The organism is Enterobacter sp. MEB024 (assembly GCF_030209635.1).
Lineage (GTDB): Bacteria > Pseudomonadota > Gammaproteobacteria > Enterobacterales > Enterobacteriaceae > Enterobacter > Enterobacter ludwigii.
Window position 1 is genome coordinate 399,829 of sequence record NZ_JARVRQ010000003.1, and the last position, 24,097, is coordinate 423,925.

Annotated in this window: 24 protein-coding genes, 3 tRNA genes and 1 pseudogene; 22 read left to right on the forward strand and 6 right to left on the reverse strand. The window is 50.5% G+C overall.

The annotated features are described in order from the left end of the window. Window positions 1-8: 8 nt before the first annotated feature. The 14 genes from QRN24_RS08065 (at window position 9) to sdiA (ending at window position 14,156) form a co-directional block, all read left to right on the forward strand. Window positions 9-3,344: a bifunctional class I SAM-dependent methyltransferase/glycosyltransferase gene (locus QRN24_RS08065; RefSeq protein WP_284942605.1), complete on the forward strand. Its 3,336-nt coding sequence runs from the start codon at window positions 9-11 to the stop codon at window positions 3,342-3,344. A gap of 3 nt (window positions 3,345-3,347) precedes the next feature. Further along, window positions 3,348-4,502: a DegT/DnrJ/EryC1/StrS family aminotransferase gene (locus tag QRN24_RS08070; RefSeq protein ID WP_032680748.1), complete on the forward strand. Its 1,155-nt coding sequence runs from the start codon at window positions 3,348-3,350 to the stop codon at window positions 4,500-4,502. A 12-nt stretch (window positions 4,503-4,514) separates the two neighbouring features. Next, on the forward strand, window positions 4,515-5,213 hold the full coding sequence (locus tag QRN24_RS08075) for a WbqC family protein (RefSeq protein ID WP_032680749.1): 699 nt from the start codon (window positions 4,515-4,517) through the stop codon (window positions 5,211-5,213). Window position 5,214: 1 nt separating this feature from the next. Continuing rightward, window positions 5,215-6,177: a glycoside hydrolase family protein gene (locus QRN24_RS08080; RefSeq protein ID WP_032680750.1), complete on the forward strand. Its 963-nt coding sequence runs from the start codon at window positions 5,215-5,217 to the stop codon at window positions 6,175-6,177. Then, window positions 6,171-7,136, forward strand: coding sequence for a glycoside hydrolase family protein (locus QRN24_RS08085; RefSeq protein ID WP_284942606.1), 966 nt, complete (start codon window positions 6,171-6,173; stop codon window positions 7,134-7,136). The genes QRN24_RS08080 and QRN24_RS08085 overlap by 7 nt, the downstream gene beginning before the upstream one ends. Further along, a complete protein-coding gene (locus QRN24_RS08090) occupies window positions 7,133-7,585 on the forward strand; it encodes a GNAT family N-acetyltransferase (RefSeq protein ID WP_047355476.1) in 453 nt (150 codons plus the stop codon). Before QRN24_RS08085 ends, QRN24_RS08090 begins: the two co-directional genes overlap by 4 nt. Beyond that, window positions 7,582-8,319: a class I SAM-dependent methyltransferase gene (locus tag QRN24_RS08095; RefSeq protein WP_032680753.1), complete on the forward strand. Its 738-nt coding sequence runs from the start codon at window positions 7,582-7,584 to the stop codon at window positions 8,317-8,319. The genes QRN24_RS08090 and QRN24_RS08095 overlap by 4 nt, the downstream gene beginning before the upstream one ends. A 148-nt stretch (window positions 8,320-8,467) precedes the next feature. Beyond that, on the forward strand, window positions 8,468-9,187 hold the full coding sequence (locus QRN24_RS08100) for an RNA polymerase sigma factor FliA (protein ID WP_014170714.1): 720 nt from the start codon (window positions 8,468-8,470) through the stop codon (window positions 9,185-9,187). 54 nt (window positions 9,188-9,241) lie between these two features. After that, window positions 9,242-9,793 (forward strand): flagella biosynthesis regulatory protein FliZ, encoded by a 552-nt coding sequence (fliZ, locus tag QRN24_RS08105; protein WP_284942607.1) that lies wholly within the window; start codon window positions 9,242-9,244, stop codon window positions 9,791-9,793. Between the two features lie 86 nt (window positions 9,794-9,879). After that, window positions 9,880-10,680: a cystine ABC transporter substrate-binding protein gene (gene tcyJ / locus QRN24_RS08110; RefSeq protein ID WP_020883350.1), complete on the forward strand. Its 801-nt coding sequence runs from the start codon at window positions 9,880-9,882 to the stop codon at window positions 10,678-10,680. A gap of 107 nt (window positions 10,681-10,787) precedes the next feature. Continuing rightward, on the forward strand, window positions 10,788-11,774 hold the full coding sequence (gene dcyD / locus QRN24_RS08115; protein WP_047366323.1) for a D-cysteine desulfhydrase: 987 nt from the start codon (window positions 10,788-10,790) through the stop codon (window positions 11,772-11,774). A gap of 20 nt (window positions 11,775-11,794) precedes the next feature. After that, complete coding sequence (gene tcyL / locus QRN24_RS08120; RefSeq protein ID WP_014170710.1) at window positions 11,795-12,463, forward strand: cystine ABC transporter permease; 669 nt, start codon at window positions 11,795-11,797, stop codon at window positions 12,461-12,463. Continuing rightward, window positions 12,460-13,212 carry an L-cystine ABC transporter ATP-binding protein TcyN gene (tcyN, locus tag QRN24_RS08125; RefSeq protein ID WP_014170709.1) on the forward strand — a complete coding sequence of 251 codons (753 nt, stop codon included), beginning with the start codon at window positions 12,460-12,462 and terminating at the stop codon, window positions 13,210-13,212. Before tcyL ends, tcyN begins: the two co-directional genes overlap by 4 nt. A gap of 221 nt (window positions 13,213-13,433) precedes the next feature. Further along, window positions 13,434-14,156: a quorum-sensing transcriptional regulator SdiA gene (sdiA, locus tag QRN24_RS08130; RefSeq protein WP_014170708.1), complete on the forward strand. Its 723-nt coding sequence runs from the start codon at window positions 13,434-13,436 to the stop codon at window positions 14,154-14,156. A gap of 66 nt (window positions 14,157-14,222) precedes the next feature. Here the strand turns inward: sdiA and QRN24_RS08135 are convergent, their stop codons facing one another. Both QRN24_RS08135 and QRN24_RS22820 read right to left on the reverse strand, forming a co-directional pair. Continuing rightward, window positions 14,223-14,447 carry a DUF2594 family protein gene (locus QRN24_RS08135; protein WP_003859644.1) on the reverse strand — a complete coding sequence of 75 codons (225 nt, stop codon included), beginning with the start codon at window positions 14,445-14,447 and terminating at the stop codon, window positions 14,223-14,225. After that, on the reverse strand, window positions 14,434-14,514 hold the full coding sequence (locus QRN24_RS22820) for a hypothetical protein (RefSeq protein WP_418251707.1): 81 nt from the start codon (window positions 14,512-14,514) through the stop codon (window positions 14,434-14,436). The genes QRN24_RS08135 and QRN24_RS22820 overlap by 14 nt, the downstream gene beginning before the upstream one ends. Before the next feature lie 399 nt (window positions 14,515-14,913). Here QRN24_RS22820 and uvrY point away from each other — a divergent pair, with 399 nt between their 5' ends. The 6 genes from uvrY (at window position 14,914) to QRN24_RS08165 (ending at window position 18,450) form a co-directional block, all read left to right on the forward strand. Further along, window positions 14,914-15,570, forward strand: a complete 657-nt coding sequence (gene uvrY, locus QRN24_RS08140; protein WP_013096026.1) for a UvrY/SirA/GacA family response regulator transcription factor — start codon at window positions 14,914-14,916, stop codon at window positions 15,568-15,570. Beyond that, entirely contained in the window at window positions 15,567-17,399 is a 1,833-nt protein-coding gene (gene uvrC, locus QRN24_RS08145) for an excinuclease ABC subunit UvrC (RefSeq protein ID WP_014170707.1), read from the forward strand. The genes uvrY and uvrC overlap by 4 nt, the downstream gene beginning before the upstream one ends. A 56-nt stretch (window positions 17,400-17,455) precedes the next feature. Further along, window positions 17,456-18,004, forward strand: coding sequence for a CDP-diacylglycerol--glycerol-3-phosphate 3-phosphatidyltransferase (gene pgsA, locus QRN24_RS08150; RefSeq protein ID WP_014170706.1), 549 nt, complete (start codon window positions 17,456-17,458; stop codon window positions 18,002-18,004). 152 nt (window positions 18,005-18,156) lie between these two features. Further along, a tRNA-Gly gene (locus tag QRN24_RS08155) sits at window positions 18,157-18,232 on the forward strand. Window positions 18,233-18,278: 46 nt separating this feature from the next. After that, window positions 18,279-18,352 (forward strand) — tRNA-Cys (locus tag QRN24_RS08160). Between the two features lie 11 nt (window positions 18,353-18,363). After that, window positions 18,364-18,450, forward strand: a tRNA-Leu gene (locus QRN24_RS08165). A gap of 824 nt (window positions 18,451-19,274) precedes the next feature. On the opposite strand, the gene QRN24_RS08170 is transcribed toward QRN24_RS08165, so the two are convergent. After that, entirely contained in the window at window positions 19,275-19,664 is a 390-nt protein-coding gene (locus QRN24_RS08170; RefSeq protein WP_284942608.1) for a hypothetical protein, read from the reverse strand. A gap of 22 nt (window positions 19,665-19,686) precedes the next feature. Then, on the reverse strand, window positions 19,687-19,887 hold the full coding sequence (locus tag QRN24_RS08175) for a hypothetical protein (protein WP_284942609.1): 201 nt from the start codon (window positions 19,885-19,887) through the stop codon (window positions 19,687-19,689). Between the two features lie 289 nt (window positions 19,888-20,176). Between QRN24_RS08175 and QRN24_RS08180 the strand changes: the two are divergent. Together QRN24_RS08180 and QRN24_RS08185 are read left to right on the forward strand one after the other, a co-directional pair. Continuing rightward, a pseudogene (locus QRN24_RS08180) lies at window positions 20,177-20,696 on the forward strand (transposase); the annotation flags it as partial. A gap of 482 nt (window positions 20,697-21,178) precedes the next feature. Continuing rightward, window positions 21,179-21,568 (forward strand): DUF1090 domain-containing protein, encoded by a 390-nt coding sequence (locus QRN24_RS08185; RefSeq protein ID WP_025203818.1) that lies wholly within the window; start codon window positions 21,179-21,181, stop codon window positions 21,566-21,568. Between the two features lie 373 nt (window positions 21,569-21,941). On the opposite strand, the gene fucO is transcribed toward QRN24_RS08185, so the two are convergent. Beyond that, window positions 21,942-23,090 (reverse strand): lactaldehyde reductase, encoded by a 1,149-nt coding sequence (gene fucO / locus QRN24_RS08190; RefSeq protein WP_284942610.1) that lies wholly within the window; start codon window positions 23,088-23,090, stop codon window positions 21,942-21,944. 27 nt (window positions 23,091-23,117) lie between these two features. Further along, window positions 23,118-23,765 (reverse strand): L-fuculose-phosphate aldolase, encoded by a 648-nt coding sequence (fucA, locus tag QRN24_RS08195; RefSeq protein WP_020883353.1) that lies wholly within the window; start codon window positions 23,763-23,765, stop codon window positions 23,118-23,120. Between the last annotated feature and the right edge of the window lie 332 nt (window positions 23,766-24,097).

The following is a 24,097-nucleotide window of genomic DNA, read 5'->3' on the forward strand; positions in this document are numbered from 1 at the left end:
TTCTCTGTATGTTGTATCCAGATAATCGATTCACGCTATCGGGTCTGCAGGCCGCCGCTGCCCTGTATCAGTTTCCTGCCGGGGCACCTGAGAATGCACGCGTCCTGGATTTAGGTTGCGGACAGGGCGAGGTGTTGTTATCCGCTGCGCTGGCCTGGCCTGATTGTGTCGGGATAGGTATTGATATTAACGAAGACGCTATTGCAGCGGGGCAGAGGCAGGCGCAGCGTCTGGGTATCGTCAGTATTGAACTGGTTGCGGCGGGTCTTAACGATGTGCTGAGCGTGTCACCGGGTGAGTTCGATTACATTCTTATTCGCGGGGACTTTATTCCTGCAGGCATGCCAGAGCGTGACGCGCTGTTGCAGTGGTGTCGTCGCCACCTGTCGGCGTATGGCATTATTGCCATCCACCAGATTTTTACCCCGCCTGAATCCGCGGCACAATACGTTCAGGATGCGTTGGCCTTCCACGCACGCCTTGCGGGCCGGTCAGATGAGAAGGTTGCTTTTGCTCGTGGTATGCTCAGCTATCTGGCATTGACCCAGCCGGAAGGGGAGATCAAAGACTATGTGCTCGCGATGGAGCGCGTTGACGACACGACCCTTATTGAGAGCCTGGCAAGCGCCACGCACATCTCCGGGCAGTTCCTTCAGTTCACCGATACTCTCTCATCCTGCGGGCTGCGCTACGTGGGGGATGCGCTGCCTCAGTACGAAACGGGTGAGAGCTTTAGCGAGCAAATTCATCAGCTGCACGCACTGGTCTCATCTGGGCAGGCATCGATTGCCGCGCAGCAATATCTCGATTTTGCCGTCAACCGTCGCGAGCGCGTCAGCCTGCTTTCCCGTGATAATACTGTTAACGCGGCGGCGCTGGATTTTACCCGGTTAAACACGCTGCACTGGGCCGGTGATTTCAGACGTTGCCGCAACGATCGCGGCGAGATCGTCAATGCTCACACCAACGCTGAAGGGAAATTTTTCTCGACGCAAAATACCACGACGCTGCATATTCTCGATCTGCTTGGCGGCGCATGGCCGCTGAGCCTGTCATTTGATCAACTGGTGAGCAACGCTCGTCTTCCCGAAAAAGAGGAGGATGTCTCCCAGAGCGTACTTGAATCTCTAAAAGATCTCTTTCTCAACCAAATTCCGGGGCTCCACTGGGCGGGTTCACCGGGGCCTTACAATGTTCAGCCTGAAAGTGAACTCACGTTAATTGCTCCTCTTCTGGTAGGGCAAGACTTTGACATCATGCTTAATCTCTGGGGGGAGCGTGTGACCCTCAGTGACGACGAACGGGAGTTCGCGATTGCCGGCATGGATGTGAATCAGGCCAGAAGCCGAGAGTGCTTTTCTGCACTGAAGGCGAAAGGACTATTGAAAGGTACCCCTGAAGCTTGGCGCAAAGCACTGCAGCGTTTTTTGCGTCTGGGGGATGTCGACTACCTTAAAAGCAACATTGATACGCTTTTACTGCTTAATGTCGGATCGCAACAGGGCGGTTTACTTGTTGACGGGCAGATTATGGCAGGGGAGAGGGATGAACAGGATCCTGGCATCGATCTCATTTACCAAAACGTAAACGCGCTGATTGCCGCAGGTCTGGCGAAAGACGCGCGCGATTACATTACGGGACAGATTGAAAACGATCCTCATAATCTGCATCTGCTTCGCTGCTCTTCCCGTGCAAGCCTGCTGATGGGCGACTGGGACGAGGCTCTGTTGGCACTCTGCCAGCTCATGAGCCGCTACTCTGCTGGGCAGGATATCTGGTTCGACCTGGCAACCGTGCTGCAGAAAAAAGGTGAGCTGCATTATGCCGCCCGGATCCTGCAGGCGCTGCTGCGGTTGAATAAACATAATGCGTCATTCTGGAATACGCTGGCGGTGGTTTATCATGCGCGTCGCAATATGGCCATGGCTGAACGCTGCGCCAGGGAATCGTTGCGCTATAACGCCACGAATCCGCTGCATCTCGCGATGATGGGCATTATTCTCAGTGATAATCAGAAACTGACGGAAGCACGCTATTTCCTCGAGAAATCGCTCGAGTTTGCGCCGGGTGATTTTGACTGTTTCACCAGCCTGCTGTTTGTTCTTACCCACGATTTTTCTGTCTCGCCGGAAGTGCTTTTCAATCGCCATCTTGCCTATGGTGAACTGGTGACCGAGTGGGCGACAAACTTCGACCTGGCGCTGCCGTGGCAGGGTAGTAAGGATCCTGAGCGGCCGTTGCGCGTCGGCTTTGTCTCCGGAGACTTCCGTAACCATCCCGTAAGCCGCTTCCTGCGCCCGTTCTGGGACGGCATGGATCGGGAGCGGTTTTCCCTCTACGGATATAGTACGCTGGATAAAGATGATGCCGTCACGGAGCACTTCCGTAACACCTCGACGAAGTGGTTATCTGTTACCCATCTCAATAACGTTGAGCTGGCAAAACAGATCCACAGCGACGGGATTGATATTCTTTTTGATCTCTCGGGTCATACCACCGGGACGCGTTTACCCGCGTTTGCCTTTAAGCCTGCGCCGGTGCAAATCACCTGGCTCGGTTACCCGGGCACGACCGGGATGCGGCAGATGGATTACCGCATTATCAGCACCGGGTTTGTCAGGAATGCTGCGATAGACGCTCAGTTCACTGAAAAGCTGATCGCGATTCCACTCGATAACTTCTTTGAGCCGGATGCTTCCAGCCCTGACGTCAATGCCTTGCCAGCCCTAACGAACGGCTGGTTTACCTACGGTAGTTTCAACCGCCCGAAAAAATTGAATGACCAGGTCTTTGCGTTGTGGGCGCGCATTCTGCTGCATAACGCCACGTCACGTTTGCTGATTGGTTTTATGGATGACGATGCGATGATCGCCCGCTACCGCAAAAAGCTCAATGCGCTGGGCGTATCGGATGAGCAGCTTATCTTCCGTAAAACGACGGGACTGGAGTCGTATCTTCATATGCATCATGAGGTAGACATGTTGCTTGATTCCTTCCCGTACAACGGGGGAACCACCACCAGTCATGGCATATGGATGGGCGTCCCGACGCTTACCCTGGCAGGCGCAACCTATCCCGCGCGGCAGGGGCTGGAGATCTTGCATATTTACGGGCTGGATGAGTTTGTGGCGGAAAGTCAGCAAGACTATTTCGACAAGGCCGTTAGCTGGCAAACCCGACTGGAAACCCTCAGCGCTTTGCGTCAAAGCATGCGGAGCACAATCCCACTCCAGAGCCAGAGCAATGTGGCGATTCCTTTCCAGCAGGCCCTGCGCGGGGCCTGGCGAAAATGGTGTGCTGATGAAGCACCCCGCAGTTTCCAGGTATCAGGTACTGAGGATTAACTTATGAAAAATGTCTACGTTACCAGTCCACTTCTTCCGCCCCTTGAGGAGTTCATCCCTTACCTGGAGACCTTGTGGGAAAGTAAAATTTTGACCAACAGCGGGCAATTCCATCAGCAACTGGAAGAGGCGCTGGCGGCGTATCTTGGGGTAAAACATGTCTGCCTGTTCTCCAACGGCACGCTCGCGTTGCTGACGGCGCTTCAGACATTGCGTATAACCGGTGAAGTGATCACCACGCCATACTCTTTTGTCGCCACGTCTCACAGCCTGCTGTGGAATGATTTAACACCGGTGTTTGCTGATATTGACCCCGCCACTTTTAATATCGATCCGGATCGCATTGAAGAACTGATTACGCCTAAAACGACGGCGATCATGCCAGTCCACTGCTATGGTATTCCGTGCGATATGGAACGCATCCAGAAGATTGCCGATACCTATGGACTGAAGGTGATTTACGATGCGGCCCACTGTTTCGGCGTCAAACAGGATAACGCCAGCATTCTCAATTATGGCGATCTGTCCGTACTGAGCTTCCATGCCACAAAGGTGTTTAATACCTTCGAAGGGGGGGCCATTATTTGCCATGATGCCAAAACCAAGCAGCGCATCGATTATCTTAAAAACTTTGGTTTTGCCGATGAAACCATTGTGATGGCGCCGGGTATTAACGCCAAAATGAATGAAGTGCAGGCGGCCATGGGGCTGCTGCAGTTAAAGTATATTGACAGTGCGCTGCAGGAACGCGCGGTTATTTATCAACGTTACGTTGAACTGCTCGATTCCGCTCTTCCGGCGCTGGAGTACATTAAACCTGCCAGTAATATTGAATGGAATTACTCCTACTTCCCGGTACTTATCCGCGAAGATTCGGCGGTCAGCCGGGATGCTATCTATTCGGAATTACGCAAGCATAATATCTATGCCCGCCGTTATTTCTATCCGCTTATCAGCGCGTTCCCGATGTATCGCCACTTCCCGACGGCGAATGCACAACATCTCCCGGTTGCCGATGAAATTTCTCATGCGGTGCTCTGCCTGCCCATCTATCCCGGACTACTGGTGGCCGATCAACGTCGTATTATTGAGATTATCCAGGAACTCTTTATCAATGCCGCCCGTGCGGCAGAGCCTGCGCTTGTGGTCAATGGATAGGAAAGAAAACCGATGAAGCTGGCGATCATGCAACCCTATTTTTTCCCGTATTGCGGCTATTTCCAACTGATGGCGGCAGTGGATGCTTTCGTGGTGTATGACAACATCAAGTACACGAAAAAAGGGTGGATTAACCGTAACCGTATTCAGGTTCGCGGTGCGGAGTCATTAATCTCGCTGCCACTAAAAAAAGACTCGGACTTTCTGGATATCAGGGAGCGGCAGCTCTCAGCAGCATTTGACCGCAATAAGCTGTGCAATCAAATTGTCGGTGCGTATCGCCACGCACCCTCATTTTCCGCGGTAATGCCGATCGTTGAGGAGATTATTCAGAACCCGGAGGATAATCTTTTTAATTATCTGTGGCTGGGCCTGAACCGGTTGCGGGACTATTTTGGCTTCTCGTGTGAGCTAATTGTCTCGTCTTCGTTACCGGCGAATCACGCGTTAAAGTCTCAGGATCGCGTCATCGATATTTGTCAGGTGATGAACGTCCGTACGTATATTAACCCCCCGGGGGGCATGGCGCTCTATTCCCGGCAGGATTTTGTCGAACGCGGGCTTCAGCTGCAATTTATCCAGCCGCAACCGTGGCACTACCCGCATTCTGACGCGGCGTTTATTCCCTGGCTGTCCATTATTGACGTCATGATGTTTAACTCTCGCGATGAGGTGGTTCGTCGCCTGCAACTTGGTTATGAGTTAATTTAATATGTTTACATGGAAAAAATTGGGTAAGGTCTTTACCCCGCAGGAGGTGACTCATCTCCCTTGGCTTAAAGAGTTTGCTCAGGCCCCTGCGACGCTGATCTTTGATGATTTCGTGCGCGTCTATTTCTCCTGCCGCCCGCCTGCTGATGAACAGGGGAAATATGTCAGCTATTCCGCTTGGGTGGATTTGGCTCGTGACGATCTCTTCCAGGTATTGCGCTTTGCCCGTGAACCGATTCTCCCGCTGGGTGGATACGGAGAATTTGACGAATTTGGTACCTATCCCGTCTCCGTGATGCGCGATAAGGATGTGGTAAAAGCCTGGTATGCAGGCTGGACTCGCTGCGAATCGGTGCCGTTCAACGTGGCAATTGGCATGGCAGTAAGCCATGACCAGGGGGAGACCTTTGTTAAAGCGGGTCCGGGGCCAGCAATCGGTTACTCTCCGGATGAGCCGTTTGTAATGAGTGGGCCGAAAATTCGAAGATTCAATAACCAATGGCAGCTTTTTTATATTGCTGGTCGCAAATGGAAATGGGTGGATGGCCGCGCAGAGCCGGTCTACAAGATTCGCATGGCGACATCTGAAGATGGCATCAACTGGACGAAGCTGAATAAAGATCTGATCCCCAGCCGTATCGAAGAGGACGAGGCACAGGCCAGCCCGGATGTCTTTTACGCCAACGGCAAATACCATATGTTTTTTTGCTACCGCTACAGCGCCCATTACCGCGGAAAGCAGAACGGTTACCGCATCGGCTACGCGTGGAGTCTGGATATGATGTCGTGGCACCGGGATGATAGCAAAGCTGGCATTGACGTTTCTGCTTCCGGATGGGATGCAGAAATGATCAGCTACCCACACGTTTTTGAACTCGATGGCAATATTTACATGGCTTATCTGGGGGATCAGGTGGGCCGCTATGGCTTTGGCCTGGCACAACTTGAGGGCAAATTATGCTGACCCTGAAATGGCGTAAGCACGGGCTTATCTATTCGCCTTCACAGGTTCCTCCTCTGGCAAATGGGGTGGGTTTTGCCCAGTCTCCGCAAGCGCTGGTGTTTAATGACTTTGTCCGAATCTACTTTTCCACGCGTGAGCGGGAGGCGAATTCAGCAAAGTTTATTAGCCGTGTCTGCTATGTGGATATGGATAAATCTTTGCGGGAGGTGCTTCGTATCAGTCCCGAGCCGGTGATAGCATCTGCTGAGTTGGGCACATTCGATGAGCACGGTATTTTCCCTTGTAACGTTCTGCGTCATGAAGGAAAAATCATGGCATGGACGACGGGCTGGAATCGTCGCGTTTCGGTCTCGGTTGATACAGCCATTGGTTTTGCGGTAAGCACAGACAATGGCGAACACTTCACCCGTTTCGGTACTGGGCCCGTGATGGGCCCCTCATTGCACGAGCCACACTTAGTGGGAGATGCCTTTGTTATACATACCTGTGAACGTTTCCACATGTGGTACATCTTTGGAACGGGCTGGAAGAAGCGCACACCGGATTCGGTTCCGGATCGCATCTATAAAATTGCTCATGCGGAATCACACGATGGCATCCACTGGCAGCGTGACAGCCAGCAAATTATCCCTTCCGTACTGGGGGACGATGAATGCCAGGCACTGCCGACGGTGATTGAAATCAATGGCCGTTATCATATGGTCTTTTGCTTCCGTGAGTGTTTCGATTTCCGCACAGAGCAGGGGCGCGGCTATCGTCTGGGCTATGCCTGGTCTGATGATTTACACCACTGGCATCGTGACGACAGCCAGATGGCGTCGCTCGCGTCCGTGAATGACTGGGACAGCGAAATGCAGTGCTATCCCCATCTGTTCCGCTGCGATGAGAAAGTTTATTTGCTTTATAACGGTAACGCGTTTGGCAAAGCAGGATTTGGCCTGGCGGAACTGGTGTTATGAATTGCTGGGCGTTTTGCCAGAACCGTGCCTCACCGGAGGAGATCGTCGAACACTTTAATCAGTGTGACCCGCTTTTTGTCGCGTCTATTACCGAAATAATCGCGTTGCAGGACTATGCCAAAAAAATAGCGGAGCGGGCATGGCGAACCGAAGCCTGGCATAACAACACGCTCACCGGACTGGTTGCAGCCTATTATAACGCGCAGCGTCAGCAGGGATTTATTACTCATGTTTCCGTTTTGCCTGACGCCCAGCATTGCGGTGTGGGTAGCAAGCTATTAATTCAAAGCATTGAACATCTACAGTCCCTGGGTGTGATGGAAATTAATCTTGAAGTCGATAAGAATAACGTGTCGGCACAACATTTATATCTAAAGCATGGATTTATCTTCGGCAGATCAAACGCTTCAAAGATAACCATGACTTTGCACAGTGAGATAACAACATGACCCTTCGTGATTACAATCTGGAAATCAAAGATACTGCCGATCATCAGTATGCCTATAACTTTGATTTTGATGTGATGCACCCTTTTATGATCCGTGCGTTCACACCATTTTTTAAGCCGGGTAATTTACTTGAACTTGGTAGTTTTAAAGGTGATTTTACCGCACGATTGACCGAAAAATTCAGCGACATCACCTGCGTGGAAGCCTCGGCAGAGGCGATGAATATCGCCAGTAAGCGCCTGGGGGAAAATGTCTCGTTTGTGCATTCCCGCTTTGAGGATGTTGAACTGCCGGAGCGTTATGACAATATTATTCTCACCCATGTGCTGGAGCATATTGACGATCCCGTTAACCTCTTAAAACGCATTAATAATGAATGGTTAACGGATGAAGGCCACTTTTTTTTGGTTTGTCCAAATGCGCATGCCGCCTCCCGACAGATTGCCGTAAAAATGAACTTAATCTCGCATAACAGTGCGGTGACGGAGGCTGAGTTTCAGCATGGCCATCGTTGTACTTATTCTCTGGATACTCTTGAAAGAGATGCCCGTCTTGCGGGACTTAACGTTGTTTATCGCACGGGTATTTTTTTCAAGGCGCTCGCTAATTTCCAGTGGGACAAACTTTTACAGACAGATATCATCTCAAAGCAATATCTTGAGGGGTGCTACGAGTTAGGCCATCAATACCCTGATTTATGTTCAAGTATATTCTTGCTATGTAAAAAAGGCTGACGTTATCCTTACCACAGGATGCATGTTATCCCTGCATGCATCGGTAACCCCCAAATAACCCCTTATTTTACCCACTATTCATCCAATTGAACGCCCTGCAGAATCGGATAATCATGCCGATAACTCAACTAACGCAGGGCTGTTTATCGTGAATTCACTCTATACCGCTGAAGGTGTAATGGATAAACACTCGCTGTGGCAGCGTTATGTCCCACTGGTGCGTCACGAAGCATTGCGCCTCCAGGTGCGTTTGCCGGCGAGCGTGGAACTTGACGATCTGCTACAGGCGGGCGGTATCGGGTTATTGAATGCAGTTGACCGATACGACGCTCTGCAAGGAACGGCATTTACGACTTACGCAGTTCAGCGTATTCGTGGTGCGATGCTGGATGAGCTGCGCAGCCGCGACTGGGTGCCGCGCAGTGTTCGCCGCAACGCGCGCGAAGTGGCGCATGCGATGGGGCAGCTGGAACAGGAACTGGGACGTAACGCAACGGAAACAGAAGTGGCGGAACGTCTTGGCATTGCTGTTGAAGAGTATCGTCAGATGTTGCTCGATACCAATAATAGCCAACTCTTCTCTTATGACGAGTGGCGAGAAGAGCATGGCGATAGCATCGAGCTGGTGACGGATGAGCATCAGCAAGAAAACCCGTTACACCATTTAATGGAAGGTAATTTACGCCAGCGCGTAATGGAAGCGATTGAGGCTTTACCTGAGCGCGAACAGCTGGTGTTGACCCTCTATTATCAGGAAGAGCTTAATCTCAAAGAGATTGGCGCTGTTCTGGAAGTGGGGGAGTCTCGGGTAAGCCAGTTGCACAGCCAGGCCATTAAACGTTTACGCACAAAGCTGGGTAAGTTATAGGTGATTGATTCACCTGAAAAATGCCGCACAACGTATTGACAACCAGGAGTTATCATGACGGTGCAGCAATCTAAAAGACGGCCTTTAAGCCGCTACCTGAAAGACTTTAAACACAGCCAGACGCATTGCGCCCACTGTAACAAGTTACTCGATCGTATCACGCTGGTTCGTCGAGGCGAAATCGTTAATAAGATCGCGATTTCACGCCTCGACACGTTGATGGATGAAGCAGCATGGCTCGAAGAACAAAAAGAGTGGGTGGCACTTTGCCGTTTCTGCGGTGATCTCCACTGCAAAGAGCAAAGCGACTTCTTCGACATTATCGGCTTCAAACAATTCCTGTTTGAACAAACGGAGATGAGCCACGGAACCGTACGCGAATATGTCGTCCGCCTGCGCCGTCTCGGACAACATCTCACCGTGAACAACATCTCCCACGATCTGCTGAAGACCGGCTATCTGGATGAGAATCTTGAGCCGTGGTTGCCTGCGACCAGCACCAACAACTACCGCATTGCGCTGCGCAAGTATGCACAATATAAGGTACAAATGCCGGGTGTCATAAAGCAGAAAGCCCACGCTGGAACAACTTCTGATATATATTAAAAAAGAATAAGATGTAGCGCAGTCGCCTTTGACCTTGCAGGTGATTTCTCTACACTACTCAAAAATTCCACTATATCGGGGTATTTATGAAATTAGCACTTCTGGGTCGTCAGGCGCTGATGGGTGTAATGGCAGTCGCGCTGGTCGCGGGTATGAGCGTGAAAACGTTCGCCGCAGAAAATCTGCTGAATAAAGTGAAAGAGCGCGGTACGCTGCTGGTCGGGCTGGAAGGAACCTATCCTCCGTTCAGCTTCCAGGGCGATGACGGTAAACTCACCGGTTTTGAAGTGGAATTTGCACAGGAACTGGCGAAACACCTTGGCGTGAAAGCCTCCATCAAACCGACCAAATGGGACGGTATGCTGGCGTCGCTGGATTCCAAACGTATTGATGTGGTGATTAACCAGGTGACCATTTCTGACGAGCGTAAGAAGAAGTATGACTTCTCCACGCCGTACACCGTGTCTGGTATCCAGGCGCTGGTGAAGAAAGGTAACGAAGGCACCATCAAAACGGCCGCTGACCTGAAAGGCAAAAAAGTCGGTGTCGGTCTGGGAACCAACTATGAAGAGTGGCTGCGCCAGAACGTTCAGGGTGTGGATATCCGCACTTACGATGATGACCCGACAAAATACCAGGATCTCCGCGTAGGTCGTATTGATGCGATTCTGGTTGACCGTCTGGCCGCGCTGGATCTGGTGAAGAAAACCAACAATACCCTGGCGGTAGCCGGTGATGCGTTCTCTCGTCAGGAATCCGGTGTAGCCGTTCGTAAAGGCAACGACGACCTGGTTAAAGCGATTGACTCCGCGATTGCTGACATGCAAAAAGACGGCAGCCTGAAAGCCCTTTCTGAGAAGTGGTTCGGGGCAGACGTCACGAAATAAGTCTTTGACGTTAAAAAAAGGCGCTTTTAAAAGCGCCTTTTTTATTTCTTACGCGTCTGCGTGCATAATGAAAAATATCACATTGAGTCAGTGTTACCGGAGAACCCATGTCACTACAGAATTTAACGCGCTTTCCCCGCCTGGAGTTTATCGGCGCGCCGACTCCACTGGAGTATCTGCCGCGATTTTCTGACTATTTAGGACGCGATATTTTTATCAAGCGCGATGACGTAACGCCGATGGCGATGGGGGGCAATAAGCTCCGTAAGCTGGAGTTTCTGGCCGCTGACGCCCTGCGTGAAGGCGCGGATACGCTCATTACCGCAGGTGCCATTCAGTCTAACCATGTCCGCCAGACCGCCGCGGTGGCTGCAAAGCTGGGTCTCCACTGTGTGGCATTGCTGGAAAACCCAATTGGAACGCAAGCAGAAAACTATCTGACTAACGGCAACCGTCTGCTGCTGGATCTGTTTAACGTACAAGTCGAAATGGTCGAGGCATTAACCGACCCGACCGCACAACTTGATGAACTGGCGACGCGTCTGGAAGCGCAGGGTTTTCGTCCCTACGTTATTCCTGTCGGCGGCTCGAATGCGCTGGGCGCGCTGGGGTATGTGGAAAGTGCGCTGGAGATTGCCCAGCAATGCGAGGGGGCGGTCAGCCTCTCTTCTGTCGTTGTTGCTTCCGGCAGTGCAGGTACCCACGCAGGGCTGGCCGTAGGTCTGGAGCAATTATTACCCGATGTCGAGCTTATTGGCGTGACGGTATCGCGTAGCGTCGCGGACCAGAAGCCGAAAGTGGTCACCTTACAGCAGGCGGTGGCAGAGCAACTGGCGTTGAAGGCAACGGCTGATATCCAGCTCTGGGACGACTATTTTGCACCAGGCTACGGCACGCCTAATGAAGAGGGGATGGACGCGGTGAAATTGCTGGCGCGCCTCGAGGGTATACTGCTTGATCCCGTGTATACGGGCAAAGCGATGGCCGGTCTTATCGATGGCATTGAACAGAAGCGCTTTAAGGATGAAGGGCCGATTTTGTTTGTTCACACCGGCGGGGCACCTGCGCTGTTTGCCTACCATCCTCATGTCTAAAATCAGGTCGAAAAATAATAATGCAAGAAAGTATTCAACTGGTTATTGATTCCCTGCCGTACCTGCTTAAAGGTGCGGTATTTACGTTACAGCTCAGTATTGGCGGGATGTTCTTCGGTCTGGTACTCGGGTTTGTGCTGGCCTTAATGCGTATGTCACCCGTCTTACCAGTACGCTGGGTGGCGCGTTTTTATATCTCTGTGTTTCGCGGCACGCCGCTTATCGCGCAGCTCTTTATGATCTACTACGGTTTACCGCAGTTTGGTATTGAGCTGGATCCGATCCCGGCGGCGATGATTGGTTTGTCGCTCAATACGGCGGCATACACCTCTGAAACGCTGCGTGCGGCAATCTCGTCCATTGATAAAGGGCAGTGGGAAGCGGCGGCCAGTATCGGTATGACGCCCTGGCAAACGCTGCGCAGAGCCATTCTGCCTCAGGCGGCGCGTGTGGCGCTTCCGCCGCTCAGCAACAGCTTTATCAGCCTGGTGAAAGACACGTCGCTGGCGGCCACCATTCAGGTACCGGAACTGTTCCGTCAGGCGCAGCTTATTACCTCGCGCACCCTGGAAGTGTTCACCATGTATCTGGCGGCCTCGCTGATTTACTGGGTAATGGCGACGGTGTTATCCGCCTTGCAAAACTATTTCGAAAACCAGCTTAACCGCCAGGAGCGTGATCCAAAATGAGTGCTATCGACGTTAAAAACCTGGTGAAAAAATTCCACGGTCAAACGGTGCTCCACGGGATTGATCTGGAGGTTGAGCAGGGTGAAGTGGTCGCCATTATCGGCCCGAGTGGTTCCGGGAAAACAACGCTGCTGCGCAGCATCAACCTGCTTGAACAGCCTGAAGAAGGCACGATTCGGGTAGGGAACATTACGATTGATACCGGCAAATCCATCAGCCAGCAAAAAGGTCTGATTCGCCAGTTGCGCCAGCATGTGGGCTTTGTTTTCCAGAACTTCAATCTCTTCCCACACCGGACGGTGCTGGAGAACATCATTGAAGGCCCGGTCATTGTAAAAGGGGAAGCCAAAGAGGACGCGACGGTTCGCGCGCGCGAGTTGCTCGCAAAAGTCGGGCTGGCCGGTAAAGAAACCAGCTACCCGCGCCGCCTGTCAGGTGGTCAGCAGCAGCGTGTGGCGATTGCCCGCGCGCTGGCGATGCGCCCGGATGTGATCCTCTTTGATGAACCGACCTCTGCGCTCGACCCTGAGCTGGTGGGAGAGGTGCTGAACACCATCCGCCAGCTGGCACAGGAGAAACGCACAATGGTTATCGTTACCCACGAGATGAGCTTCGCTCGTGATGTGGCGGACCGCGCCATTTTCATGGATCAGGGAAGGATTGTGGAGCAGGGGCCGGCAAAACACTTATTTGCCAACCCACAGCAGCCGCGAACCCGTCAGTTCCTTGAAAAATTCCTTATGCAGTAGAATTTTTGCACTAATTTGCTCCAGAAAATTCATCTGGGGCAAATTATTCTCCCCCTGCGCCCGACACCGTGTTTTTTTATTCCGCTCAGGCCCAATAAACCTTATCAAACGTAAAGTTAATTGTGCTGTTGCCGATATTTTGTAGTTAGAAATAAGTTTTATGTGTTAGGTTATATTCACCATAATAATGAATATCATTTCAGAGGCTTCATTTAGTAAGTATGAAGGATTCAGACTTTTTCACCTGGCGACGGGAATGCTCCCTCCGGTTTCAGAAATTGACCTGTGCCGACGAGGTATATCAGGAACTTCAGCGACAAACTCAGGCGCTAGAATTCGATTATTACGCACTCTGCGTACGCCATCCCGTGCCTTTTACGCGGCCTAAGATTTCTGTGCATACCACTTATCCGCCACAGTGGCAGGCGCAATATCAGTCGAAGAATTATTTCGCCATTGACCCGGTGTTAAAACCGGAGAATTTCATCCAGGGGCATTTACCCTGGACAGACGAATTATTCGCTGATGCTGAGGAATTATGGCATAGCGCACGGGAGCACGGCTTACGTACAGGAATAACGCAGTGTCTGATGCTGCCGAATCATGCTCTCGGTTTTCTGTCGGTTTCTCGTACTAGCATGCTGGAGAGCCCGCTAGACCACGAGGAAATAGAGCTGCGGTTACAACTGCTGGTGCAAGTGGCCTTAACATCGTTGATTCGATTTGAGGATGAGATGGTGATGCCGCCTGAGATGAAATTCAGCAAACGTGAACGGGAAATTCTTAAATGGACCGCGGAAGGGAAGACGTCGGCGGAAATTGCGATCATTCTCTCCATCTCAGAGAATACGGTTAACTTTCATCAGAAGAATATGCAGAAGAAATTCAATGCGCCTAACAAGACGCAGATCGCGTGTTACGCGGCGGCGACCGGGCTTATTTGAGTAGAGAGTACGTTCTGCGTGTCAGACGAGGCAACGGCTGAATGCACCGCATCCAGCCGTTTTTTATTACTGGCGGTAGGCTTGTTTAATTTGCTTAACGGTGTTGGCAAATACCGCGGATTCCGCCTGGTCTTCCATCTGCGCGATTTGTTTTTCCATTTTAATGATCACACGACCGGCGTCAGCCTGGCCCATCGCCTGTAGCATCAGCGTTAGCAGCGATTTCAGGCAGTTTACTTCCTGTGCCAGTTCCTGGTTATTCTCCGCAGTGGCAAATTCAGGTGTGCTCATTTATTTTCCTCATTATAAAACGGCGCTCGTGCGCGACGATGAAAGTCAAGGCGGCGGAGTATACCACAAGGCGCAGCAAAAAATGCAGCGGTTGTTTTTCGTACTTTTACACTGGATGTTTATTTGCGTAAACAACGCGTGCCGCTAAACTGTACGGCGTTAATAGCGACGAATTGTTTATACCCGGTTCGCTTGCCGTTAATTATTGTTACAAAAATTTAAGAACTGTTTTTTTACGGACTCAGGCGACAGGTTTTTTGTAACTTTTTGAATACAGATGCTTAAAAAAAGCTGCACAAGCCCTGGTGGCGCGGGCTCTCTTTCCACGTTCTGTACAGCCTAATTTCCAAAAACGAGAGCGAAATCGAATAGCCGATTTTTTAACGTTTTAATCTTGTGAGGAAAACCGTTAATATAAACCAAATTATCACTCAGTAGCGTTATCCCTATTCTGGAGACATTTCCTTTGATCAACGTCCTTCTTGTTGATGACCACGAACTGGTGCGCGCAGGGATACGACGCATTCTTGAAGATATAAAAGGTATTAAAGTTGCTGGTGAGGCTTGTTGCGGCGAAGATGCCGTAAAATGGTGCCGCACTAATTCAGCCGATGTGGTGTTGATGGATATGAACATGCCCGGTATCGGTGGTCTTGAAGCAACCCGCAAAATCGCGCGTACCTTTGTTGATACAAAAGTCATCATGCTGACCGTGCATACTGAAAACCCGCTGCCCGCGAAAGTGATGCAGGCGGGCGCTGCCGGTTACCTGAGTAAAGGTGCCGCGCCGCAGGAGGTTGTCAATGCTATCCGTTCCGTGTTTGCCGGACAGCGTTACATTGCTTCCGACATTGCTCAGCAGATGGCCCTGAGTCAGATCGAACCCGAGAAAACGGAATCGCCGTTTGCCAGTTTGTCCGAGCGTGAATTGCAGATTATGCTGATGATCACCAAAGGTCAGAAGGTAAATGAGATCTCGGAACAGCTGAATCTTAGCCCGAAAACGGTGAACAGCTATCGTTATCGCATGTTCAGCAAACTGAACATTCATGGTGATGTTGAACTGACTCATCTGGCCATCCGGCATGGTTTATGTAATGCGGAGACGTTGTTAAGTCAGTGAGTGATGTGTTCGATTCAAAAGCATTTCTGAAAACCGTAACCAGCCAGCCTGGCGTCTATCGTATGTATGACGCTGGCGGTACGGTTATCTACGTGGGGAAAGCGAAAGATCTCAAAAAGCGCCTCTCCAGCTATTTTCGCAGTAACCTTGCCTCCCGCAAGACCGAAGCACTGGTCGCACTCATACAGAATATTGATGTTACCGTCACGCATACCGAGACGGAGGCGCTGCTGCTTGAGCATAACTATATTAAGCTCTATCAGCCGCGCTACAACGTGCTGTTACGCGATGATAAATCCTATCCGTTTATCTTCCTGAGTGGCGATACGCACCCCCGGCTTGCTATGCACCGCGGTGCAAAACATGCCAAGGGTGAATATTTCGGCCCGTTTCCCAACGGCTATGCCGTCCGTGAGACGCTGGCGCTGCTGCAAAAAATCTTCCCTGTTCGCCAGTGTGAAAACAGTGTCTATCGCAATCGCTCACGCCCGTGTCTGCAGTACCAGATTGGCCGCTGTCTGGGGCCATGCGTTGCCGGGCTGGTGAGTGAAGACGAGTATGCGCAGCAGGTCGAGTATGTGCGCCTGTTTTTAGCCGGGAAAGACGATCAGGTATTAACGCAGCTGATCGCCCGGATGGAGAAAGCCAGTGCAGCGCTGGAGTTCGAAGAGGCCGCGCGGATCCGCGACCAAATCCAGGCGGTGCGCAGAGTCACTGAGAAACAGTTTGTCTCGAACACCGGTGACGATCTCGACGTGATCGGCGTTGCCTTTGACGCCGGCATGGCCTGCGTGCATGTGCTGTTTATTCGTCAGGGTAAAGTGCTCGGGAGCCGCAGCTATTTCCCGAAAGTGCCGGGAGGGACGGAGCTGGGTGAGGTGGTTGAAACCTTCGTCGGGCAGTTCTATCTGCAGGGGAGTCAGATGCGCACGCTGCCATCGGAGATCCTGCTTGATTTCAATCTCGATGATAAAACGCTTCTGGCGGATTCGCTGTCAGAACTGGCTGGTCGTCGGGTTAACGTGCAGACCAAACCGCGCGGTGACCGCGCGCGTTACCTGAAGCTTGCCCGGACCAACGCGGCGACGGCGCTTACCACAAAACTGTCCCAGCAATCGACGGTCCACCAGCGTTTAACGGCACTGGCTACGCTCCTGAAGCTGCCGGAGGTTAAACGGATGGAGTGTTTCGACATCAGCCACACGATGGGCGAGCAGACCGTGGCCTCCTGCGTGGTGTTTGATGCTAACGGCCCGCTGCGCGCGGAATATCGTCGCTATAACATCACCGGGATCACGCCGGGCGATGACTATGCCGCCATGAACCAGGTGCTGCGCCGTCGCTACGGTAAAGCCATCGAAGAGAGCAAAATCCCGGATGTGATACTGATTGACGGCGGGAAAGGGCAGCTCGGGCAGGCGAAAGCGGTCTTTGACTCACTTGATGTGAGCTGGGATAAAAACCATCCGTTGCTGCTGGGTGTGGCAAAAGGGGCCGATCGTAAAGCCGGTCTGGAGACGCTCTTCTTTGAGCCGGAAGGGGAGGGCTTCAGCCTGCCGCCGGATTCTCCGGCACTGCATGTTATCCAGCATATCCGCGATGAGTCACACGATCACGCCATCAGCGGGCACCGGAAAAAACGGGCGAAGGTAAAAAACACCAGTACGCTTGAGACCATCGAAGGCGTCGGGCCAAAACGCAGGCAGATGCTGCTTAAATATATGGGCGGATTGCAAGGATTACTCAATGCCAGCATGGAGGAAATTGCAAAAGTGCCGGGTATTTCGCAAGCGCTGGCAGAAAAGATCTACTACTCGTTGAAACATTGAGGGCTCTGTAGCAACATAGAGCTAAATTTTACTGACAACAAACAGTTACCGTCATTATGCAATTTAATATCCCTACGTTGCTCACTCTTTTTCGCGTTGTGCTTATCCCGTTCTTTGTACTGGCGTTTTACCTGCCAGTCGTCTGGGCCCCTTTTGCCTGTGCACTGATTTTCCTGGTGGCTGCGGTTACGGACTGGTTTGACGGTTATCTGGCACGCCGCTGGAACCAAAGCACCCGCTTCGGTGCCTTCCTCGACCCGGTCGCCGATAAGGTCATGGTCGCTATCGCGATGGTGCTGGTGGCTGAGCACTACCACACGTGGTGGGTAACGCTGCCTGCAGCAACCATGATTGGTCGTGAGATCATCATCTCTGCACTGCGTGAGTGGATGGCGGAGCTGGGTAAGCGCAGCAGCGTCGCGGTATCGTGGATTGGTAAAGTGAAAACCACCGCGCAGATGGCCTCGCTGGTCTGGATGCTCTGGCGTCCAAACGCCTGGGTTGAGTGGGCGGGGATTGGGCTGCTGTGGGTTGCTGCGGTACTGACGCTGTGGTCTATGCTGCAATATTTAAACGCTGCCCGCGGCGATTTGCTTGATCAGTGATCGTTTCGACGTAATTTTCAGCAAACGATCCGGGGATGCAAAAAATAACGTTGACTCATACCGTCATATCAGTAGAATGCAACGCATCGAACGGCGGCACAGCTAGCCGGACGATAATGAAATCAAGTGGTTAGAAGTTAACTTGATGACATGCGGGAATAGCTCAGTTGGTAGAGCACGACCTTGCCAAGGTCGGGGTCGCGAGTTCGAGTCTCGTTTCCCGCTCCAGATTAAAGACATGCGCAATCGCGGGTGTCGCGTAAAAAAGTTTTACGGCGCGTTAGCAAAGCGGTTATGTAGCGGATTGCAAATCCGTCTAGTCCGGTTCGACTCCGGAACGCGCCTCCACTTTCTTCCCTGGCCGGATGGTGGAATCGGTAGACACAAGGGATTTAAAATCCCTCGGCGTTCGCGCTGTGTGGGTTCAAGTCCCACTCCGGCTACCATGGGAAAAAGCAGAATAATCAAAGCAATAAGCAGTGTCGTGAAACCACCGAAAGGTGGTTTTTTTGTGCCTGAAATCCATTTTCCTAACATCGTTCCTAACATTATTTGTCATTTTTGCCCGCATGCGAGCGGCACAAGGTTAACGTTAGGATCATAACGTACTGTATGAGTGATGGTCTTGTGTCCAGAAGTTTGCTGTTTTTCCTGAAGGCTTCAGAACTGTCGTCGCGACATAGATGTTATGGTCCGCCTGGCGAAGAAAGTCACCCTTATGTATAACAAAACGTGGTAAGCGAACTGCCCGTGCAGGGGAACACTATTGATCAAAAGCTAGTAGTGCAAGAATAGAGAACGAGTTTCAAATGGATACTGACTGCTTGTCAATTAATCAGTTAGTCCAGCATATAACTTTGCGTCTGTAACATTGAAGGGGGAGAGCCCAATGGTTGCGGAATATCAACCTCAAAGCACCCCTTAGCAATATTAGTGTCAGCACTGTGGATGATGGTTAACTCACCAGTTTTTACGTGTTCCATAGAGCAAAATTCATTTCCATCTCCTGTCGGGAATAGAACAGTAAAGCCAATCCTTACCGGAAGGCCGCTATCTGCCAGGTTAGATGTATCTTCATCTATGATATCCCAGTTGATGGAAATAAAGAGCAGCGTGTGCGTTTGGGCTCTCGGGCATAGCGCACCTCTGCTCCATGAATGTCAGATCCACTCTGGGACTCCAGTTGGGCCTTTGTCATAGCGGCGGCCGAAAATCATCATGTCTGGAAGTTAAGCGGTTTTTCCGGTTTTTGTAACGATATTAAACGCAGCTATTTAATAAGGGTGATTTTCCCTTTATTATACATTTCACTAAGAATGTCCCATGCTTTTTTAAATTCATCATCAACATATTCACCGTCAGTATTGATGTTTTTATTAACATCCGGATATAAATTATTCAATGCATCGCTGAATGCTATTCTCAGATCATCATAGAGGTGTGTATATTGTTTTTTTATCAAGACCAGGTTTTGGTTGAGGATGATATTTGAGGTGCTATTTAATGTTGCATTTTTCGCCCCAATCAGTTCGTCACCATTCACGATTGGATCCGTGAGTCGCAAATAGCTATCACTCATTCCAGACGTTGTCACTTCATTCCCGCTGGAATCAAAATACACAGGTGATAATGTTATTTTAACTTTCCCTGCCAGGGCCATTAACACTCCATAGCCACCACCGCTATACTTCCCCCCCCTGGACAGGTATGGTGTTACTTAATGATGAAGATTTGAATGTACATTTCCCATCTGGTTTAATAGTGATTTCATCACCTGCGGAAAGATGAATGTATCCTTTTGCTACATCCCCTTCATTAATAACAATGAAGTCATTATCTACATCTGTACTCCAGTCACTTTCTACGGTGCCTAACGTAGTCATATAACCCCTCACATATAAATCTCAGTTGATACGGAAAAAACTTTTGCTTTTCAGTAATAGTTGATGGTTGTCTATTTTTCAAGGAAATAATTCAATGAAATGATTAGTAATTTTTTTAATTGAATAATCTCCCATGTGATTTTATTCCCATACGGTTGGCTAAAGCATAAATTGGCCGACCACTGTCATATTACTAAATAGCTAAATAGATCACTTAAAGGGAACCCAGCCCATATTTTGTGATCTGATCAATCGCCAAATCAAAACAAATCATCAAACGGACTGAACGATGTCGATCATGGTTCTCATTCACCATGACGAACGGTACCTGATGCAGAAAGCCATTCATAAAACGAACGATAATAATTATGCCCGCAGGCTGACAGCCATGCTGATGTTGCACCGGGGAGCAAGCATCAGCGAGGTCGTCAGCACATTCTGTTGTGTCCGTTCATCCGTTGGACGCTGGAATAACTGGTTAACACTGTCAGGGGTTGAAGGTCAGATATCTTTACCCGCCGGACGATCCCGCCGATGGCTTTTTGAACATATCTGTACCTTGTTACGTGAACGGATAAAGCTTTGTTCCCGCGATTTTGGTTATCAGCGTTCACGCTGGAGTACGGGACTACTGGCAATAAAAAAATCAGAGATATAGTCGGGTGTACGTTACATGCGGAAACGTTTCTCGCTGGCTGCCGCCATCTGAACTGGTATAGCGCAGGTCAGCACCACCCCTGCACATCCACGACTCGTATAAAGATGAAAAAGTAGCGGCAATCCACAACGTGCTGGATGAATGCAGTGCGGGGGGGTGAGTCTCGCATAACTTAGCTATCGGACAGGATTATGAATTACTAAGTTTTTTGTGTTTTATCTTTATCGATAAAAAAGGCTTTGTTTTTAAGGTTAATTTTGTTAATAGAATTGGATTTTCGACATAAGAGTAAGTTTGAGATGGTTATGGGGCAAAAAGCTTAAAAAATCGTTGCTTTATTACCCTTTACATTTTACGAGTATTCGTTGCTTCAGAAAATAGAGTGTTTAGACTAAAGAGGTAAGTATTACAACTTTCGCGAGAGGTTAATATATATAGAAAGAATAAGTACGATGTACATCATCATGTTGTGGATGTAGGATACGATAAACTACTTTTTCTCGTTTTATCCTGGCTTTTTTTCGTCGGTTCAGAATTTTTTATTTATAGAACATTCCTAAAAAACCATTAACAATATTAATGCACTATCTGTATTATCTCGATAAAGGTAAAAGGATTAATCTGGAGAATATTATGAAACATACTCAAACATTGCTGGCAGGTTTGCTGGTACTTGCCCCTCTTTTTTCTGTTCAGGCTGCCTCTCAGGTAAGCACAGGCTGTGACGCCAAACGTCAGAATATTGAGGAGCAAATAGATTACGCCCGCACCCATGACAACAATCACCGCATAGCGGGTCTTGAAAAAGCGCTTTCTGAACTTAATACCAACTGCACCAACGAAGGGTTGCGTGCTGAGCGTGAAGCCGATATCCGTAAAAAAGAGCTGAAGGTAGAGGAACGCCGTCAGGAACTGGCTGAAGCCAGGGTCGACGGACGTCCGGATAAAATCATTAAAAAACAGCAGAAGTTGGAAGACGCTCAATATGAGCTAAACGAAGCCAGAAATAGGCTAAACAAATAGCAATTAAAGGGCGGGGTGTAAGGAATGATGGGTAACTCCTTACGCTTCGTCGTACGGTGTCTTTCGTGCTTTTCAATGCGGGCGCATATTCTGAACGCTTGCTGAAAATATCCGTTGCAACACGTTCAGGGCTGGAGAAACAAGGGGCGAATTGATTCTTTAACTACATCTAATCAACTCTTCGCCGTATACCATAGTTTCACCTTTCAACTTCGCCACAATAAGAGGGCAATCATGCCCAACAATGGCCATTAGCGATAGGATCTGTCGGCGTCGGTCGTCAGCTGCGAAATCACGGTTTAAATACTGATGGCGCTGTCTCTCTGCGTAACCCGGCCCAGAAGGGTCCTCTAAACCGGGTAACGCAGTCGCACTACCAGGCGGTATGGTACAGCTCGCTAATATCTGCCAGGCTCGCTTCCCCTGGGTTGCCGGCAGTACAGACATCATCATATGCCGCCTGGGCCAGCATCGGGATATCTTCTTTTTGTACTCCAGCCTCACGCAGATGGAGCGGGATGCCCACATCGTGATTAAGCCTGAAGACAGCATCCACGGCAGCATTGCGCGCGTCTGCAAGGCTCAGCCCTTCAACCTTCACGCCCATCGCCCGTGCAATATCGCGGAATTTATCGCCTGTAAAGTCAGCGTTGTAACGCATGATATGAGGCAGCAAAATGGCATTCGCCACGCCGTGCGGTGTGTCATAAAAAGCACCCAGCGGGTGCGCCATACCGTGAACCAGCCCCAGGCCAACGTTGGAAAAGCCCATGCCGGCAACATACTGGCCCAGCGCCATCGCCTCGACGGCATCTCGATCGCCCTTGACTGAATCGTGCAGTGCGCCGGCAATAATCTCAATCGCCTTGATGTGTAGCGCATCGGTCAAGGCCCATGCGCCCCGGGTAATATACCCTTCAATCGCATGGGTCAGCGCATCAACGCCGGTTGCTGCTTTCAGCACTGGCGGCATACCGTCCATCATATCTGCATCGATAAAAGCGACCTGCGGAATGTCGTGCGGATCGACGCAAACAAATTTACGCCGCTTCTCTTCATCAGTAATCACGTAGTTAATGGTCACTTCAGCCGCTGTTCCGGCTGTAGTGGGAATGGCCAGAACGGGTACGCTGGGGTTACGGGTTGGGGACAGGCCTTCAAGGCTACGAACATCCTTAAACGCCGGGTTATTGCTGATAATGCCGATTGCCTTACAGGTATCCTGAGGCGAGCCGCCCCCGATAGCGATAAGGTAATCTGCGCCGCTGTTCTGAAAAACACCCAACCCTTCCTGTACTATTCCGATTGTCGGGTTAGGAAGCACGCCGGAGTATATTTCCCAGGCCAACCCCGCTTCGTCCAGCTTATCCGTGACCTTCGCCACCACGCCACACTGTATCAGCGTCCTGTCGGTGACAATCAGCGCTTTTTGATAGCCGCGACGCTTTACCTCATCGCAAAGCATCCCTGTCGCGCCCCGGCCAAACCAGGCCGTTTCGTTCAAAATCATTCTTTTCGCCATGGCATTTCTCCTGTTTGCTATGCGATGTCATTCTTCAATGCGCAGTCCGTAGGTTTTGAATTTTTCCAGCACAATGGCGATAGCATCGTCATCCAGTACCGGGACCGGATCCGTTATTGCCAGCGTGCAAAGGTACAGTTGTGCCAGTACTTCAACTTCATGCGCCAGCCACAGGGCTTTTTCCAGATTTGCTTCACAGGCAATTAAGCCGTGGTGCTGTAACAGCGTTGCTTTGCGGTTCCTGAGGGCAAAGGCGACATAATCGGACAGCTCGCGTGTCCCAAATGTGGCATATGGCGCGCAGGGTATGGAATTACCGCCTGCGGCGGCAATCATGTAATGAATGGCTGGGATAGGGCGGTTAAGAATAGACACGGCGGTACAGTGCACCGCATGGTTATGCACCACCGCCTGCGCATCCGGACGCGTCTGGTAGGCGGCCATATGGAAACGCCACTCGCTGGAAGGCAGTTTGCCCTGTTCATGCTGACCGTCGGCATCAATATAAACGATGTGTGACTCCGTCAGTTTTTCATAGGGGATCCCCGTTGGCGTTATCAATATCCCGTCCTGATAGCGCACGCTGACGTTGCCAGCCGTGCCCTGATTTAGCCCCAGGCGGGTCATTTCCAGGCAGGTATCAATAATCTGCCGCGCCAGTCTATTTCGTTCCATTTGTTACCTCTCTTGATGATCTAAAGCACCAGCAGAACAAGCCTGTTGTCCTGATGAATTAACCGTATATTTGCGCACCATCTTTATAGGGAATAACGCTAAAAGAATTACGGTGGTTTCACTTTGTGATCGCCATCAATTAATAGTCGGGAATTGATCCTTATTCGATTAATTCATTTCGGTAAAAATGACCGATTCAGAAGATTTTTATTCAAACAGTCGTTTTGATGATTTTTACCGTGAAAATGCCCGTTTTCGGAGTAATACATTAAATCGGTCACTGGGGTTGTGGGTTTTAATGTTTATTTTCCCCGGCGGGGGGCGTTTTTATT